The organism is Paenibacillus sp. FSL L8-0333 (genome assembly GCF_037965665.1).
GTDB lineage: Bacteria > Bacillota > Bacilli > Paenibacillales > Paenibacillaceae > Paenibacillus_AQ > Paenibacillus_AQ odorifer.
In genome coordinates this window covers 6,271,151-6,288,387 of sequence record NZ_CP150186.1, presented here as the reverse complement: position 1 = coordinate 6,288,387, position 17,237 = coordinate 6,271,151, and the positions used below count along the sequence as shown (strand labels likewise).

Below are 17,237 nucleotides of genomic sequence, written 5' to 3'. Positions count from 1 at the left end.
CCCCTCCTACTCGATTTATTATTGAAATATTAACCGCAAGAACAATTCAAAACCGGCTTACGCGCAGCCTGTGTCTCATCCAAACGGCTAATCTCTGTGGTATGCGGTGCGTTGATTACGATTTCCGGTGTCTCCTGCGCTTCTTTAACGATCTGAATCATCGTATCGATAAAGCCGTCTAGCGTTTCTTTACTTTCGGTTTCCGTCGGCTCGATCATCATGCATTCCTCAACGGTCAGAGGGAAGTACACGGTTGGCGGGTGGTAGCCGAAGTCGAGCAATCGTTTAGCGACGTCTAAGGTGCGCACGCCATATTGCTTGAGGTTTTTGCCGGACATAACGAATTCATGCTTACATACACCCGGATATGGGATTTCAAAATACGGCGCCAGACGGTGCATCATATAGTTCGCATTCAGCACGGCATTTTCGGATACCTCACGTAGTCCGTCTGGACCATAGGTGCGAATGTAGGCATAGGCACGAACCAGAATACCAAAGTTTCCGTAAAAAGCTTTCACGCGTCCAATGGATTCGGGTCCGCCGAAGTCGAGTGAGAAGCTGCTATCTTCACTCTTCACCACAGTAGGTTGTGGTAGGAATGGAATCAAGATGGATTTTACGCCGACTGGTCCGGCCCCAGGGCCGCCACCGCCATGTGGGGTGCTCATTGTCTTATGCAAGTTCAGATGCACAACGTCAAAGCCCATGTCGCCAGGTCGGGTAATGCCCATAATGGCATTGGAGTTGGCTCCATCGTAATAGAGTAAGCCCCCTGCTTCATGCACGATCTCAGCAATCTCGACGATTTGGGTTTCGAACAAGCCGAGTGTGCTTGGGTTAGTTAGCATTAGTGCGGCTGTGTCGCTACCGACGGCTGCTTTCAGTGCTTCAAGATCGACCATTCCTTTATCTGTGGAAGGGATCGTGATCGTTTCAAGTCCTGCTGCTGAGGCACTAGCAGGATTGGTTCCGTGCGAGGAATCCGGCACGATAACCTTAGTACGCGTCTCGCCGCGACTTTCATGGTAGGCGCGGATCATCATGAGGCCGGTCCATTCACCATGAGCACCTGCGGCAGGCTGTAAGGATACTGCATCCATGCCCGTCAGCGCGGACAGATCATTTTGCAGGGTATACATTAATTCCAGTGCGCCTTGAATACTTTCTTCCGGTTGGTAGGGATGAATTTTGGCGAAGCCGGAGAAGCGGGCAACATCTTCGTTAATCTTCGGATTGTATTTCATCGTGCATGAACCGAGTGGATAGAAGCCATTGTCTACACCAAAGTTACGACGTGAAAGAGAAGTGTAGTGGCGAATGACATCCACTTCCGATACTTCTGGAAGTACGACGGGTTCGCTACGGAGTAAACCTGATGGAATCAGGGACTCCAAGGTTTCTTCCTGTGGTACATCGCATAGTGGCAAAGAATAGGCCGAACGGCCGGGACGGCTTAATTCAAAAATTAGACTTTGCTCCGGTTTCATAAACAGCCCTCCAGTGCGCTAGCGAATTGGTCGATTTCGGTTTTGCTTCTTTTTTCCGTTACGGCAACCAGCATATGTCCAGCAAGTTCAGGATAATCACGACCCAGATCATAACCGCCGAGATAATCGTCCTTCAGCAGCTTAGAATTAATAGCGGTCACGCTGCTGCCTTCAGGAAGCTTCACAACAAATTCGTTAAAGAATGGGGAGGAGAAGGCAAGTTCAGCACCTGTTAGTCCGCTAAGTTTATTAGCAGCGTAATGGCTTTTGCGAATATTTAGCTCGCCTACTTCACGCATGCCTTCTTTGCCCATAACGGACAAGTAGACGGATGCGCAGAGAGCCAGCAGCGCCTGATTGGAGCAGATATTCGATGTCGCTTTTTCACGACGAATATGCTGCTCACGCGCTTGAAGTGTAAGAACGAAGCCACGTTTACCGTTACGGTCTACCGTTTGGCCAACGATCCGGCCTGGCATGCGGCGCATCAGGTGATCAGCTACGGCAAAGAATCCGCAAGTTGGACCCCCGAGAGAAGCTGGAATACCAAGTGGCTGAGCATCACCCACTACGATGTCGGCTCCAAGTTTGCCCGGAGTTTCAAGTACACCTAGAGCTATTGGGTTCGCGCTGACTACAAGAAGACCTTTAACCGCGTGAATCAGCGGCTCAACCGAGCGAAGATCCTCGATGCTGCCGAAGAAGTTAGGCGATTGAATAAGCACTGCGGCAGTATCTCCATCGATAGCTTCAGCGAGTTTAGCTTGATCGGTAACACCGTCTTTATAGTCAATCTCCACCACCTCCAGACCCCAAGCATTAGCCGAAGTACATAGCACTTGGCGAGCCTCAGGATGAACGGTACGGGAGACGATTAATTTTTTGCGTTTGGTAGCACCAGCCGCGAGAACCGCTGCTTCGGATAAAGCTGTAGCGCCATCATACATACTGGCATTGGCAACTTTCATACCGGTTAGTTCGCAAATGTAGGATTGGAATTCGAAGATCGCTTGCAGCTCACCTTGGCTGATCTCCGGTTGATAAGGAGTGTAGGCAGTGTAGAATTCAGAACGGGAAATGACATGGTTGATGACCACAGGGATGTGATGATCGTATAATCCGGCGCCGAGGAAGCTGGCGTGAGAATCAAAGTCGGCATTTTGGTCAGCCAAACCTTTCATGTGGCGCAGCAGGGCGTATTCATCGAGTGGTTCAGACATCGGCATAGTGCCTTGGTAACGTACCGCTTCAGGAATATCGGAGAACAGCTCATCTATAGACTGAATCCCGACGGCCTCCATCATCTCTACGCGGTCCTGTTCTGTCATGGGCAGATAACGGTGCTTCATTAAGGTTTCACTCCTTGGCTTTTTTTAAAATATAAGAAAGTACAATTTTCACGCTATACTTTATCCTTCTATTTCTCGCTTAAAAGCTCACCGTCCTTATATGGACGCTAAAGGCGTTTATACTTGTAAAAAGGGGCCTTGATCACTACAGCCTTAAGCTGCTTGCCGCGTATCTCTACGTAAACCTCTGTGCCTATTTCACTGTAAGCAGCATCAATCAAAGCCAACCCCAGGTTCCGTTTCAGCGTAGGGGACTGTGTTCCGGTTGTGACCTCACCAATCTTAACCCCATCTGCCCAAACAGGATAATGGGAGCGTGGAATGCCTCGATCAATCATTTCTAGGCCGACAAGGCGACGGGGAATCCCAGCTTCTTTTTGCTGTATTAGTGCATCGCGTCCGATAAAGTCTATTTTGTCCAGCTTCACGAAGAACTGTACTCCTGCTTCAAGCGGGGTGATGTCAGCGGATAGTTCCTGACCGTACAGTGGTAATTTTGCCTCAAAACGCAGGGTATCCCGTGCACCCAGTCCAGCAGGTGTTAATCCGTGGGGCGCGCCTGCTGCAAGCAGTCCGTTCCATAACGTTTCTGCACCTTCCAGCGGAGCGTAAATCTCGAAGCCATCTTCACCGGTATAACCCGTACGGGAGATAAGTACCTCTACACCGCAAACGGTGGCGCGTTCGATGAAATGGAAAGGCTTGAGTGTTGAAATAGGAGCATCAGTAACTTCCGCGAGAATGGTTTCTGCCAGAGGACCCTGCAAGGCGAGCAAAAGCGTCTCGTCAGAGACATTAGTGAGCGTGACTTCATCGAATTCAGAGGTCAAATGCTCTTGCAGCCACTGCAAGTCCTTGTCGATGTTGGAGGCATTAACGACGAGCATATAACGCCCTTCGCTTAGGCGATACACGAGTAGGTCGTCGACAACTCCGCCATTTGGATAACAGAGCAGTGTATATTGTGCCGCACCATCCGTGAGGCGGCTGACATCATTGGTTGTCATTTTTTGCAAAAAGGCTTCTGCACCGTTTCCAATCACCATGAATTCACCCATATGCGATACATCGAACAGCCCAGCCTGCTGGCGAACGGCTTCGTGCTCTTTCACGATACCTGTAAACTGTACTGGCAGCTCCCAGCCACCGAAGTCAATGCACCTGGACTCCGCATAAGCGGAATAGAGATCATAAAAAGGTGTTCTTCTCAAAGCATCCATGTCGTCACTCCCCTTGATCTGATTACATACGAAAAAAGGACAGGCAGAAGCAATCATGCATAAATGCACAAATCGCTTTCTGCTCTGTCCTTTGTACCTGAGAGTTACCCTGCCGTAACTAGCTTGCAGGTTTCCCCGTTGGTGATCTGACGCATCTAGCCTTGCGTCTGATGCTCTCCAGAGATACGTCCGACAAAGGTCCTTTTGCCTGAGAGATTCACCCCTGTTAGGGCTTACTCCTTCGGCGCCGTCTTCAAGTGAGACAGTCTCTCCCTATGCCATCATCCGCAATTATATTTCTTCGAGAAACGGTTATTGTCTATAAAAAGACGACAACGTCATTTCTTCTTGTATGTCTCCATTAAACGGGTATAGTCGGGCGCTGTCAACAAGAAAACGTCGAAAAAATGACAAATTTAAATTTCCTGTTAGTAATATTGACATTGTGAGCCGGGATAACTTAGGCTATAACTAAATTTAGAACTCCAAATTGGAAATGAGGCGGCTTGAAATGAGTGAAGTATTAGACAACCTTCTTTACAGCGAAGAGCATGAATGGGCACAGCAAGTAGAAGGGCGAGTAGTACGTGTTGGGATTACGGACCATGCTCAGCATTTATTAGGCGACATCGTATTTGTTGAGTTTCCTGAGGTAGGATCAACCATTTCGGCCGGTGACAGCGTAGGCAGTATCGAATCCGTTAAGACGGTATCGGAATTGTATTCGCCCGTCTCTGGGACGGTTACCAAGGTGAATGATGGATTAGAAGCTAGTCCGGAGCTTATCAATGATCAGCCATATGGCGGGGGTTGGATTTTTGAGATTGAAGTTGATGGAGAATATGCTGATGCTGTAAAAGGTCTGTTAGATGCAGCCGGTTATAGCGCGTTAGTTGCTGAATAATTGGAAATTGGGGACGGGAAATAGTCTGATCAAGTGTGATGTTTTTAGCAGCAAGTTTCTGCGATTTGGGGACTTGCTGTTTGTGTTTCTTATGTAGATTGTGCGAGTATCCGTAAACCCAATCGAGTGGTTTGAGGGTCTAGTGGAGTATGGAATTAGGGAAAACCTCCCTCATTTTAGACGATTATAGCTTGAGAGTTAGGGTTTTAGGGAATTCCTCCCTAATCATCTCGGTAAAACCACTATTTCAGACTAAAAAGAGTAATAATCAGGGAGTAATTCCCTCATTCCGCGATTGGATACGATAATAGGTGAATAATCAGGGAGGTTTTCCCTAATTAAATTGGATGAAGCCCCTTGTTAGCTCAATGTGGTAATTGCAAAGGCTCCTGCCGCCGAACTTAGCTCTGAGCGCAAGCAACTATATTTTATTCCACCTCTTGAAGCTGTCGAAGTACAATGATCTCTACGCGTCGATTTTTTTGTTTGCCTGCTACCGTAGTATTATCTGCTGTTGGTCGGGTATCGGCATAACCTGCATATTGAAAAGTGTCCGGGTTCAGTCCTTCATTATCTAAGAAAAAGCGCAGCACAGAAAGCGCACGAGCACCCGATAGCTCCCAATTGTCGTTATAACGGGAAGCTGATGACACTGGTGTATTATCCGTATGTCCTTCAATGCTGATCGTTGCCCCGATATCTTTGAATAAGCCTGACAACTGCTGAAGAGCAGGAAGGGCTGGTGACTTCACATCTGCTTTACCCACATCAAAAAGAAAACGGTCGCTGAGCGTGATTTCTATGCCCTGCGGTTTGTCGGCTACAAATATTTGTTCACCGAGATTATTCTCCTCCACATAGTGGGTGATCACACCCATTAACTCAGCAAGCTTCGCCTCTTGTTCTCGAAAAGCCAACTCCCGTGCTGAAGGTGTTTCATTCTCCGTTTGTTTATCAGAACCGTCATTTGGTTTTGCAGTTGCGTTCCCATTCCCATCTGTACTCTCTGGTTTGTTGTCGGGGGTCTTTCCAGCATCTAAAATACCATCTCCGCCTTCAAGAACAGTGCTGCTCGACTTGAAAGTCTGGGATAAAGAGCCGGTTACGATATTGTATTTGTCAGTGTCCAGGCTGCTCATCGCATACAATATAACGAAAAATATAAGTAAAAGCGTAATTAGATCTGCGTAAGTAATCATCCAACGATCACGGCTTTCTCGATTCTCTACCCGCCGTTTGCGCCGGTCTCTTTGTCTCATATAAAACCTCTTGCTTCTGCACGGTCATCTGTGGTGGTGTCTGAAATGAAGGAGTTCAGTTTTTTACGCACCAGCAACGGATGATCCCCGTTTTGTAGAGAAAGAATGCCTACTAGCAGCATCTCCATGCTATGCAGCTCACTTTGGCTGCGGGATTTGATTTTGGAAGCAATGGGTAAAAATATTAGATTAGCGATGGCTACTCCGTACAGTGTTGCAGTGAACGCTACTGCGATAGAGGTACCTAGATTTGATGGGTCTGTAAGGTTGCCCAGTACCCTAATGAGTCCCATAACTGTACCGATGATCCCCATCGTTGGAGCATATCCGCCAGCGGCTTCAAAAATCTTGGCGTAGCTTTCATGCTTCAATTCTTTCGCATCCATTTCCAATTCCAAAATCTGTCTTACCTGCTCAGGGTCAGTGCCATCGACGATAAGCAGCAGTCCTTCACGGGTAAAAGGATCAGGATGTACCTCCGCTTGTTTTTCGAGCATTAAAACGCCGCCACGGCGGGCCACTGTGGCCATTGCGATGAGCTCTTCTGCCTTCTCTTCATCACGTTCAGGATTGCGGCCAAAAGCCATGCGCAGAGCGGTGGGAATGGAGCGTAGCTTAGCTGCCGGGAAGCTGATCATTACGGCGGCAATCGTACCTCCAAATACAATCAAAGCTGCATTAAGCTGCAGCAGTCCGGAAAGGCTTCCGCCTTCCCAGAGGTAGCCGCCGATTAGCGCAGCCAGTCCGGCCACTAGGCCGATTATTGCGGTAATATCCATGCTTCAAGCTCCTAACATTTCTGTGTATTATGGTTTGCATCGATCTAAGCAACACTGTATAATGAACGGGAACACATATTCTTATCTTCCATATTTTTTACTATCGTATGGAGAGAGAAGATTCAGACAACAATTATAATATATTAATCTAGTTTAGACGATAGAGGGGAGACGGGCAAATGAGTGATATTGTCGTCAGTACGAAGACTTTTGAATTGGAGTCCGAGTATACACCCCAGGGCGATCAGCCTCATGCCATAGATGAATTACTACAAGGCATCCGGCAGGGTAAGAAGCACCAGACGCTGCTGGGAGCGACAGGTACAGGGAAGACCTTTACTGTCGCGCAAGTTATTTCCAAATTAAATCGCCCCACGCTGGTTATTGCGCATAACAAGACACTGGCTGCCCAGCTGGCAAGTGAGTTTAAGGAGTTTTTCCCGAATAATTCGGTAGACTATTTCGTCAGCTACTACGACTATTACCAACCAGAGGCGTACATTCCCTCCTCCGATACTTATATTGAGAAAGATTCCAGCATTAACGAAGAGATTGATAAACTTCGCCACTCCGCGACAAGCTCCTTGTTCGAACGGCGTGACGTTATTATTGTAGCGAGTGTGTCTTGTATTTACGGTCTCGGTTCACCAATGGAATACGGAAGCTTGCTGTTGTCCTTGCGGGTTGGGATGGAGAAGCCGCGCAATGAGATTCTGAGCAGACTGGTGGATATTCAATACCAGCGCAATGATATCAATTTTGTACGCGGAACATTCCGTGTACGTGGTGATGTGGTTGAAATCTTCCCGGCATCTCAGGGTGAACATGCGATTCGCGTTGAATTGTTTGGCGATGAGATTGAGCGGATCACTGAAATTGATGTTTTAACGGGTGAATTGATCGGTGAACGCGACCATGTCGCCATTTTTCCGGCTTCTCACTTTGTTACCAAGGAAGAAACGATGCGTGTAGCAATAGTCAATATTGAACGGGAGCTGGAAGAGCGGCTGACCGTGCTTCGTGACGCAGGCAAGCTTCTGGAAGCGCAACGTCTGGAACAACGGACACGTTACGACATTGAGATGATGAAGGAAGTGGGTTTCTGTTCGGGGATTGAGAACTATTCCGGGCCACTAACCTTCAGGGAGCCAGGAGCAACTCCATATACGTTAATGGATTATTTTCCTGATGATATGTTAATTGTCGTAGATGAATCCCATGTTACCCTTCCGCAAATTCGGGCGATGTATAACGGTGACCGGGCGCGTAAGACAGTGTTGGTAGAGCATGGTTTCCGTCTGCCTTCTGCGCTGGATAACCGTCCGCTTCAGTTCGAAGAGTTCGAAGATAAAGTGAACCAGATCATTTACGTTTCTGCGACACCTGGACCTTATGAAATGGAACACTGCGAAACTATGGTGCAGCAGATTATCCGTCCGACTGGGCTATTGGATCCAATCATTGAGGTTCGTCCTACAGAAGGCCAGATCGATGATCTGATTAGCGAAATCCGTGACCGGGTCGAACGTGATGAACGTGTACTCGTTACCACTTTGACGAAGAAGATGTCGGAGGATCTGACAGACTACTTTAAGGAAATCGGTATTAAGGTTCGTTATATGCACTCTGACATCAAAACACTGGAACGGATGGCGATCTTGCGGGATCTTCGTCTCGGTACGTTCCATGTCCTGGTAGGGATTAACCTCCTGAGAGAAGGTCTCGACTTACCGGAGGTATCTTTAGTTGCAATTCTCGATGCCGATAAAGAAGGGTTCCTTCGTTCCGAACGTTCACTAATTCAGACGATTGGCCGTGCGGCTCGTAACTCTGAGGGTCGTGTAATCATGTATGGTGATCGGATCACTGATTCGATGGAGAAAGCGATGAGCGAAACATCGCGCCGTCGCGCCATTCAGATTGCTCATAATGAGAAACATGGCATTACCCCAACCACCATTAATAAAAAAGTGCGTGACATCATCGAGGCGACGAAGGTTGCTGAGTCTAAAGCCGATTATCTCACAGGTGTTGGTGGCAAGATGAATAAGAAAGAAAAACAAAGTCTGATCCAGCGTCTGGAAGCTGAAATGAAGGACGCTGCCAAGAACCTGCAATTCGAACGTGCGGCAGAGCTGCGTGACGCATTGCTGGAGCTTCGGGCTGAGTAACAAACCATTAATGCATCACCGATATTTAAAATAGGTATTGAACGGTGCTGTCCTAGACCGTTCTTTTTGAATCAATAGAGGGTCGCGTATCCAGTAATGTTTATGGCACTTAAACGTATCCCGCAGGGACAGCGCCCGCAATGTACTTGGCACTTACGCGTATCCCGTAGGGACAGCACCATGCAATGGAATTGGCACTTATGCGTATCCCGCAGGGACAGCACCATGCAACGTCTATGACAGTTGCTTGTACCTGCTTTTAGGTAGTACGAGAATGTCCAAGCGGTCCCGCAGGGATAAGCGCTCTGAGCATTATAGTCACTAAGTTACGTCCCACCATACTCCTTCTCCAGAAAATGCGGGTGTCCAGAGGGTGCAACCCGTGGGGCCCTCCCTTGGAAGGGAGGGTTTGGGAGGGATCGAAAGGCTTTGAAAAGGCTTTGAGAATATTTTGAAATAAGGTTGAAATAGTTTTTTTTAAAAGGAGAGGTTCCGTTGGCGAACGAAAATATTGTAATTAAAGGCGCGAGGGCGCACAATCTCAAAAACATCGATGTGACGATTCCACGTGACCGTTTCGTCGTGCTGACGGGACTTAGCGGCTCAGGTAAATCATCGCTTGCATTTGATACGATTTATGCTGAAGGACAACGGCGTTATGTTGAATCTTTGTCGGCTTATGCACGTCAGTTTTTGGGACAAATGGAGAAACCAGATGTGGATTCAATTGATGGTTTGTCCCCGGCGATATCTATAGATCAGAAGACAACAAGCCGGAACCCACGCTCCACGGTAGGTACAGTGACGGAGATTTATGACTATTTGCGGTTGCTCTTTGCACGTATTGGTCATCCCCATTGCCCAGAGCATGGTATTGAGATTACCTCCCAGACCGTTGAACAGATGGTAGACCGGATTATGCAGTATCCCGAGAAAACTCGGTTGCAGATCCTGGCGCCAATCATTTCAGGACGTAAAGGTGAGCATAAAGGGCTCTTCACAGATATCTCTAAGCAAGGCTTCGTACGTGTGCGTGTGGACGGGGAACTAAGAGATCTGTCTGAGGATATTGAACTAGAAAAGAATAAAAAACATACAATAGAAGTTGTGGTAGACCGGATCGTTGTTAAAGACGATGTGGAGACCCGGCTGACGGATTCACTGGAGACGGCGCTTAAGCTTTCGGGCGGTAAAATCCTTGTGGATATCATCGGCCAGGAAGAGCTGCTTTTCAGCTCTAACTTTGCTTGTCCAATTTGTGGTTTTAGTATTGAAGAGCTGGCACCACGGATGTTCTCTTTCAACAGTCCGTTTGGAGCTTGTACAGAGTGTGATGGACTTGGCATGAAGATGGTGGTCGATCCAGACCTGCTTATTCCTGATGCTGAGAAATCCATCGAAGAAGGTGCTTTTTTAGCTTGGACTGGAAGTACTTCTAATTACTATCCGCAATTCCTGAAGTCGGTTTGTGAACACTTTAAAATTCCACAGAACGTTCCGGTAAGCAGTCTGACACCTGATCATATGAATAAATTACTGAACGGAACAGGCAGTGAGAAGGTCCGCTTCCGTTATGAAAATGATTTCGGTCAAAAGAAAGATGCGATGGTTGCCTTTGAAGGGATTATACCTAACCTAGAGCGGCGTTACCGTGAAACTGCTTCGGATGGTATTCGTGAATTTATCGAAGGGTTTATGAGTGCTAAGCCATGTCATGTATGTAAAGGTAAACGTCTGAAAAAAGAAATATTAGCTGTGACTATCAATGATCATAATATTTCTGATGTTACGGACCTTTCAATAGGAGACTGCCAGCATTGGTTTGAAGAGATAAAATTGAGTGAAAAAGAAACAGCCATCGCCAACCTCATTCTAAAAGAGATCTGCAATCGGCTTGGATTCCTTGTGAATGTAGGCTTGGATTATTTGACGCTTAGCCGTGCAGCGGGTTCGCTTTCCGGTGGTGAGGCGCAGCGTATTCGGTTGGCTACTCAGATCGGTTCAAGTCTCATGGGTGTATTGTACATTCTGGATGAGCCAAGTATTGGCTTGCATCAACGGGACAATGATCGCCTGATCTCTACGCTTGCGCATATGCGTGATTTAGGCAACACGCTGATTGTTGTAGAGCATGACGAAGATACGATGATGGCAGCGGATTATATTATTGATATTGGTCCGGGCGCAGGTATTCATGGTGGACAAGTTATGGCTCAAGGGACGCCAGAAGAGATTATGAAAGATCCAAATTCATTAACGGGTGAATATTTAAGTGGACGTAAATTTATTCCGGTTACCGCTAAACGCCGTCCTACCGATGATCGATGGGTAGAAATACGTGGTGCTAAAGAGAATAACCTGAAAAATGTGAATGTGAAGATTCCATTAGGTGTATTTACAGCGGTGACAGGTGTATCGGGTTCCGGTAAATCCTCGCTTATCAACGAGATTCTTTACAAGAGTTTAGCACGGCAGCTGAATAAGGCTGTGAAGGTGCGTCCTGGTCAGCATAAAGAAATTCGTGGACTAGAAAATCTCGATAAGGTTATTGAAATCGATCAGTCGCCAATCGGGCGGACACCGCGCTCCAACCCAGCAACTTATACAGGTGTATTCGATGACATCCGTGACCTATTCTCCAAGACAAATGAGGCTAAGGTACGTGGTTTCCAAAAGGGACGCTTCAGCTTTAACGTAAAAGGCGGACGTTGTGAAGCTTGCCGTGGAGACGGGATCATTAAGATTGAGATGCACTTCTTGCCGGACGTATATGTCCCTTGCGAAGTATGTAAAGGCAAACGGTATAACCGCGAGACACTAGAAGTGAAATATAAAGGCAAAAACATTTCAGATGTGTTAGAGATGACGGTAGAGGACGCAACAGAGTTTTTTGTGAATATTCCGCGTATCCATCGTAAAATGCAAACACTGATGGATGTAGGACTTGGTTATATTAAGATTGGTCAACCGGGAACCACTTTATCCGGTGGTGAAGCACAGCGGGTAAAATTGGCTTCTGAGCTCTACCGTCGCAGCACGGGTAAAACACTTTATATTTTGGATGAGCCTACGACAGGTCTGCATGTAGATGACATTGGTCGTCTGCTTGAGGTATTGCATCGTTTGGTGGATTCCGGAGAATCGGTTCTTGTTATTGAACATAATCTGGATGTAATCAAGACAGCGGATTATATCATCGATATGGGACCGGAAGGTGGTAGCGGCGGTGGTACCGTCCTGGCAACAGGAACACCGGAGAAGATCATTACTGTCACAGAGTCTTACACAGGTAAATATCTGAAGCCGGTTCTGATTCGTGATACAGAGCGGACCGAAGCGCTTATGCTTGAGACGGCGGAAACCAAATAAACAGTGAGTAATATAACCTATGTATAATAAGGCCTCGGTATCTTGCCGGGGCTTTTATTGTAGGTTGTAAGCAATAATTTCTTGAAGGGAAACATCTGACAACTAACAGCTAATAGCTAACCTCGTCCTCTAGAATGGAGTCAAAGCCACTTAAGGCGTTGTAGGATTATCTGGTAATTGTGCGAAAGATGGCTCATAGATATATGATGTGATATTTCTAGCAAAAGTTATACGAATTCTATAGAAAAAATGGATTTAATAATAGGCAAGGTAGGCATATGTAGGACATGTTCGTAGTAAGATTCAATGAGGAGTATTCTGTTGATAGGGTTAACAAGTAATTGATTAACGTTAGGGCCAAAAGTTCCTTGAAAACCGAATAATTAATCATCATATCACTCTATCAAATAACTGTTTGTTAGATTAGGGAAAACCTCCCTGAAAATCCGAGTTTTTAGATCATATAAGGTAAAATCCGGGAAAATCTCCCCAATTATCGGGTGAATTTACTCATATACCCGGTTTTCTAATGATTTTTAGGGAGGAATTCCCTGATAACCACAAAATGAACTGTTAATCGGACAATTTTAGGGAGAATTTCCCTAATTCTTTAAAAACCTAAATTTTGAGCTCAGAATGTTAAGTTCTAAGTTCTGTATTTCAATTTTAATTTCAATTCACTGCTCAATTTATCTTATCTCTATAGCGGTTAACGGACTTTCTATTGTAACCTTCATGACGATAGAGTTGATTGGACTCACAGCACTTTCACTAAGCCACCCCAATTGTCAGTGATCAATCTCATCGTTATTACGGATTTTGCAGGGATAAAATATATTTTTTGCGACAAATACATAATTTTTCTACAAAACCTATTGCATCGCCCAAATGGTAGCGATAACATAGAAGGTGATATGGGGATTACTGGATCTTGCTTGACAACATTTTTGAGGAGGTAAGGTTATGCTGCTTGCAGAAGTTGCCGCGCAAGGACCGTCTAAATTTCATACCTTTGATGTGTTTATGATTTTATTTACCATCTTGATTTTGGTCGGGGTTGTTCGACTATTGAAAGCTCCCCAGAAGAACAAATTTGCCATTGGTTTTGGAGCCGTTAGCTTGCTGGTTTTTGTGATCTCTGACTATGCCATGGTGATGCATTGGTTAAGTTAATGAAAGAACTAAATTGAACAGCTTTGCACCAAAAGACTCCTTTAACGCCATGGGCGCATTGAAGGCGTCTTTTTTCAAATTATATAATGTTAAATTTATCCATTAGCAAAGAGAGGGTCTGGTGAGGAATGAGGAGTATTGGGGAGAAGCTGGTGAAGAAAGGATTAGGTCTATTACTGTGCGGCGTAGTGCTGTCGGGAGTATGGAGTCAGTCGGTATTTGCTTTTGATAGTACTAGTAAGGTGGTTAGTAAAGCAGCGGCAGAAGATCCGATACCTGGAATTATTAAAAGTATCACTCCTTCTGTTGTGGGCATTATCGGCAAAGATGAGAGTGGCGGGAATAGTGGCCTGGATGATCGGTACAATCTGACGCATGGCTCCGGCATCATTGTGAAATCGAACGGATGGATTATAACCAATGCTCATGTAATCAAGGATCTGCAAAATGCCATAGTAGTCACTTCGGACTCCAAAACTTACAGCGTTAAAGAAACATATCTGGATGAAGTTAGCGATCTGGCGCTGATCAAAATCAATGCCACCCATTTAAAGCCCGCCAAGTTTATTCCAGCGAATAGCAAAACAGTGGTTGGGGAGAAGGTTATTGCTATCGGAACACCGATTAGCTTTTCTCTACGAAATTCAGCGACTGTAGGCGTTATAAGTGGTCTTAACCGTGAGGTAGATGCGGCTTATCGTCTTATCCAGAGTGACACAGCGATTAATCCCGGAAATAGCGGAGGGCCGCTAGTAAATATGAAAGGTGAGGTGCTGGGAATCAACAGCCTGAAATACTCAGCGGTGGGTGTGGAAAATATGGGGTTTTCGATTCCAGCGAATACTGTGCAGTATATTATGAACCAGCTTTTAAAATATGGTGAGGTCCAGCATCCGAGTCTGGGGCTAGAGCTGGAGGCAAGCTGGTCTACGGTTGTGGGATTGCCAACGCTGGACCCGCTGTCCGTCACGAAGGTGGTGTCTTCAGAAGCACTCAAGTCAGGGATTGCTGAAGAGGACGTCTTATATAGCATCGACGGGCATCGTGTGGTCTCACTAGTTGATATTAATGAATTGTTCAAAAGCTACCTGCCGGGAGCAACTGTGCGGCTGGTTATGCAAAGCGATGGGGATATCGTCGTCCGTAAACTCGTGCTCACTCAAGGTGATCCGTTGTTAAGCGGAGATGATTATGAAACGGATGGGGACGAGCACGCGGAAGAGTGATCAGCAAACTGGAGAGGGGGACGGTAAATGGGCTTAAAAATTTTAAAGCAAGGATTTTGTGCGATGTTGGCCGTATTACTGCTATTTTCTATATTACCCATACAAACAGCATTAGCTTCAGAAGGAGACAAGCAACAGCTGAGTCTAAAAGTTGGCAGTACTTCAGCTACGGTGAATGGTAAGAAGGTGGCTATTGAGCGGCCTTATAGGGAGAACGGAACGGTTATGGTCCCGCTTGGGGTTTTTAAAAAGACGTTTGGCAGCAATGTTTCCTTAGAGCAGAACGATGTTGTAAAAGTAACCTACGGTACTCATTCAGGGGTGATGACGATTGGGAGTGATATCGCTTGGAAGGATGGAATCAAAGTTAAACTGGGCTCAGCGCCCCGGATGGTTTCAGATGTGCTGATGGTACCGCTACGTTTTATGGCTGATGTGTTAGGTGCGACCCTTACTCAAGGGAGTGGGGGTGAGCTTATGGTTACCCTAGTTCCTGTAGACAACGAAGAAGATACGCCAGAGGATACTGGGATTGACAGCGATGTTGGTAAGACTCAAATTGGAAACAGCTATTTTCAATGGACACTGAATTATCCCTCTGGGCTGATCGCTGGAAATAGCGGTGGGGATGAAAGTGTGGCTACCTTTTCAAGTGCGGACAATCTATATTATGTGGAGATTCATGTAAGTGACCAGGCGGTTGCGGTAGATGCGGAAGGGCTGCTGGAACAGCTGGTTCGGGAGGTCGAGGCAGGTGGGGAGTTGATATTGGATCGGGAGTCGTTCCCCAAAGCCGCGATACCTTATGCTAGATTGATCAGTAAAGATTCCAGTGGAGCGCTCTGGGAAAGTAGACTGTTATATGCTGAAGGTCGACTCTACGAGATTTATTTGACGGATAACAAAGCAGTTAATTATAAAGATTTTGCTAAATACACAGGATTACTTAACTCTTTCCAGCCTTCTTTTGATACTAAAAACAAAAAAATCCGTGATCTTTCTACGGTCAAAAATGGATTGCGTGACGCGTACAATGAAGACTATGGGATTTCGCTACAGGTTCCCGCAGATTGGAGTAAGGATGACCAGCATCTCTATTACGAGAGTAAGCAGGGAAGTCATCTGAGTGTGGCAGTTACCTCGGGACCTGCTGGTTCTACACTAGAGAGCTGGGCTGAAGATCTGAAAACGAAAACTAAAGAAAACTTTGTAGCGGATGCTTATGTTCTGAAAGACAGCAACAAGTCGGAGATCTCCGGTGTATCTGCACAAATCAATGAGCTACAGCTAAATTACGGCAACGGTGTTACTACAGAATATCAAGCTCTCATACTCAAAAATGGGTATCGCTATTATTTTGAATATGTAACAGCTGCTGGGCAAGATGACGATAAGGCAAAATTCAAAGCCATCATATCCTCTATTGATATTGATTTTGATCTGCTGAAGGAGAACTTCGGGCGACTCGCTAGTGATGATTATAAGACGCTCAAAAATAAGACATTAACCAAAGTATCCAAAACCTACGGTTATGCCATTGATATTCCAAGTTTATGGACACCTTATCAGGATATTTTTGAGACGCAGTCGATTGAATATCGCTTCAGCGGAGGACGTCTACAGATCAACTCAAAATCCGAGGGTTCAGTGGATTATACAGTTAATGTTCTCAAAGATGCTTATCAAAATAAAAATAATGATCCCAAAGGCCCTCGTATAGAAAGTGTAGTGGAGTCTACCTTTGCGGATGTCCCTGCTACGATCATAACTGCACATCAAATCAAAAATGGTATCCCTCTTCGCAGCAAGCAGGTTGTGTTTGGTAAAAATGATGTGGTCTACATGATTACCGTTACGCTGAATGATGCCAATGCCACTGCAGAACAGCAGGCTCTATTAGACAAGACGTTACAATCGTTTCGGTTTACAGGCAGCAAGTAGTTAAAAGAGTACCAATGTCGTAGCTGACACACGAATAGAAGCGTATAATTCAATCAGACGAAGAACGTCCCAGTTGCCGATTTGGCTTGGGGCGTTCTTTTTTTGTATAAAGAGGGAAAAGGGATTCGGCCTATTATTAAAAATACATATATTTGTTACTTTGAACCGATAGAAGGGTTGTTTTAGGAGATTTGGAGCCAATGTTATCCAAGTTGGGCATAATGTGAATAGCTAAAGGATGGATTGATGTATTTGATACAACATTCTATCGTATGTCTCGTATGTCACGGAATTCCTAGTGAATTGTTGTAAATGTTGCAACTTTTTGTGCCGGTTGTCGATACTAGAGTGTGAGA

At 45.9% G+C, this 17,237-nt stretch carries 11 protein-coding genes and 1 riboswitch; of the genes, 6 read left to right on the top strand and 5 right to left on the bottom strand.

Features of this window, described 5'->3' with window-relative positions:
• Positions 1 to 29: 29 nt before the first annotated feature.
• The 3 genes from gcvPB to gcvT form a co-directional block, all read right to left on the bottom strand.
• A complete protein-coding gene (gene gcvPB / locus NYE72_RS28110; RefSeq protein ID WP_076182165.1) occupies positions 30 to 1,490 on the bottom strand; it encodes an aminomethyl-transferring glycine dehydrogenase subunit GcvPB in 1,461 nt (486 codons plus the stop codon).
• Complete coding sequence (gcvPA, locus tag NYE72_RS28105; RefSeq protein WP_339210913.1) at positions 1,487 to 2,839, bottom strand: aminomethyl-transferring glycine dehydrogenase subunit GcvPA; 1,353 nt, start codon at positions 2,837 to 2,839, stop codon at positions 1,487 to 1,489. The genes gcvPB and gcvPA overlap by 4 nt, the downstream gene beginning before the upstream one ends.
• Positions 2,840 to 2,946: 107 nt before the next feature.
• Positions 2,947 to 4,059 (bottom strand): glycine cleavage system aminomethyltransferase GcvT, encoded by a 1,113-nt coding sequence (gene gcvT / locus NYE72_RS28100; protein WP_076179820.1) that lies wholly within the window; start codon positions 4,057 to 4,059, stop codon positions 2,947 to 2,949.
• 186 nt (positions 4,060 to 4,245) lie between these two features.
• Positions 4,246 to 4,344: riboswitch (glycine riboswitch) on the bottom strand.
• A gap of 226 nt (positions 4,345 to 4,570) precedes the next feature.
• Between gcvT and gcvH the strand changes: the two genes are divergently transcribed.
• A complete protein-coding gene (gene gcvH, locus NYE72_RS28095; protein WP_036678614.1) occupies positions 4,571 to 4,963 on the top strand; it encodes a glycine cleavage system protein GcvH in 393 nt (130 codons plus the stop codon).
• A gap of 428 nt (positions 4,964 to 5,391) precedes the next feature.
• Here the strand turns inward: gcvH and NYE72_RS28090 are convergent, their stop codons facing one another.
• A complete protein-coding gene (locus tag NYE72_RS28090; protein WP_036678617.1) occupies positions 5,392 to 6,222 on the bottom strand; it encodes a flagellar motor protein MotB in 831 nt (276 codons plus the stop codon).
• Positions 6,219 to 7,001 (bottom strand): flagellar motor protein, encoded by a 783-nt coding sequence (locus tag NYE72_RS28085; RefSeq protein ID WP_038573511.1) that lies wholly within the window; start codon positions 6,999 to 7,001, stop codon positions 6,219 to 6,221. The genes NYE72_RS28090 and NYE72_RS28085 overlap by 4 nt, the downstream gene beginning before the upstream one ends.
• Positions 7,002 to 7,180: 179 nt before the next feature.
• On the opposite strand from NYE72_RS28085, the gene uvrB reads away from it, so the two are divergent.
• From uvrB to NYE72_RS28060, 5 genes are all read left to right on the top strand, one after another.
• On the top strand, positions 7,181 to 9,172 hold the full coding sequence (gene uvrB, locus NYE72_RS28080) for an excinuclease ABC subunit UvrB (protein WP_036678623.1): 1,992 nt from the start codon (positions 7,181 to 7,183) through the stop codon (positions 9,170 to 9,172).
• A gap of 495 nt (positions 9,173 to 9,667) precedes the next feature.
• Entirely contained in the window at positions 9,668 to 12,541 is a 2,874-nt protein-coding gene (gene uvrA, locus NYE72_RS28075; protein WP_036678625.1) for an excinuclease ABC subunit UvrA, read from the top strand.
• A gap of 963 nt (positions 12,542 to 13,504) precedes the next feature.
• Positions 13,505 to 13,714: a DUF2759 family protein gene (locus NYE72_RS28070; RefSeq protein WP_036678627.1), complete on the top strand. Its 210-nt coding sequence runs from the start codon at positions 13,505 to 13,507 to the stop codon at positions 13,712 to 13,714.
• Positions 13,715 to 13,890: 176 nt separating this feature from the next.
• A complete protein-coding gene (locus tag NYE72_RS28065) occupies positions 13,891 to 14,940 on the top strand; it encodes a trypsin-like peptidase domain-containing protein (protein ID WP_339212121.1) in 1,050 nt (349 codons plus the stop codon).
• A 27-nt stretch (positions 14,941 to 14,967) separates the two neighbouring features.
• The gene (locus NYE72_RS28060; protein WP_339210910.1) at positions 14,968 to 16,881 is read left to right on the top strand and encodes a stalk domain-containing protein; all 1,914 of its coding nucleotides are present in this window, start codon (positions 14,968 to 14,970) and stop codon (positions 16,879 to 16,881) included.
• Positions 16,882 to 17,237 lie beyond the last annotated feature (356 nt).

What these genes read in the sequence shown, in the direction of transcription:
- gcvPB (WP_076182165.1), bottom strand. Translation starts at nt 1,490, where the DNA reads ATGAAACCGGAGCAAAGTCTAATTTTTGAATTAAGCCGTCCCGGCCGT.
- gcvPA (WP_339210913.1), bottom strand. Translation starts at nt 2,839, where the DNA reads ATGAAGCACCGTTATCTGCCCATGACAGAACAGGACCGCGTAGAGATG.
- gcvT (WP_076179820.1), bottom strand. Translation starts at nt 4,059, where the DNA reads ATGGATGCTTTGAGAAGAACACCTTTTTATGATCTCTATTCCGCTTAT.
- gcvH (WP_036678614.1), top strand. Translation starts at nt 4,571, where the DNA reads ATGAGTGAAGTATTAGACAACCTTCTTTACAGCGAAGAGCATGAATGG.
- NYE72_RS28090 (WP_036678617.1), bottom strand. Translation starts at nt 6,222, where the DNA reads ATGAGACAAAGAGACCGGCGCAAACGGCGGGTAGAGAATCGAGAAAGC.
- NYE72_RS28085 (WP_038573511.1), bottom strand. Translation starts at nt 7,001, where the DNA reads ATGGATATTACCGCAATAATCGGCCTAGTGGCCGGACTGGCTGCGCTA.
- uvrB (WP_036678623.1), top strand. Translation starts at nt 7,181, where the DNA reads ATGAGTGATATTGTCGTCAGTACGAAGACTTTTGAATTGGAGTCCGAG.
- NYE72_RS28070 (WP_036678627.1), top strand. Translation starts at nt 13,505, where the DNA reads ATGCTGCTTGCAGAAGTTGCCGCGCAAGGACCGTCTAAATTTCATACC.
- NYE72_RS28060 (WP_339210910.1), top strand. Translation starts at nt 14,968, where the DNA reads ATGGGCTTAAAAATTTTAAAGCAAGGATTTTGTGCGATGTTGGCCGTA.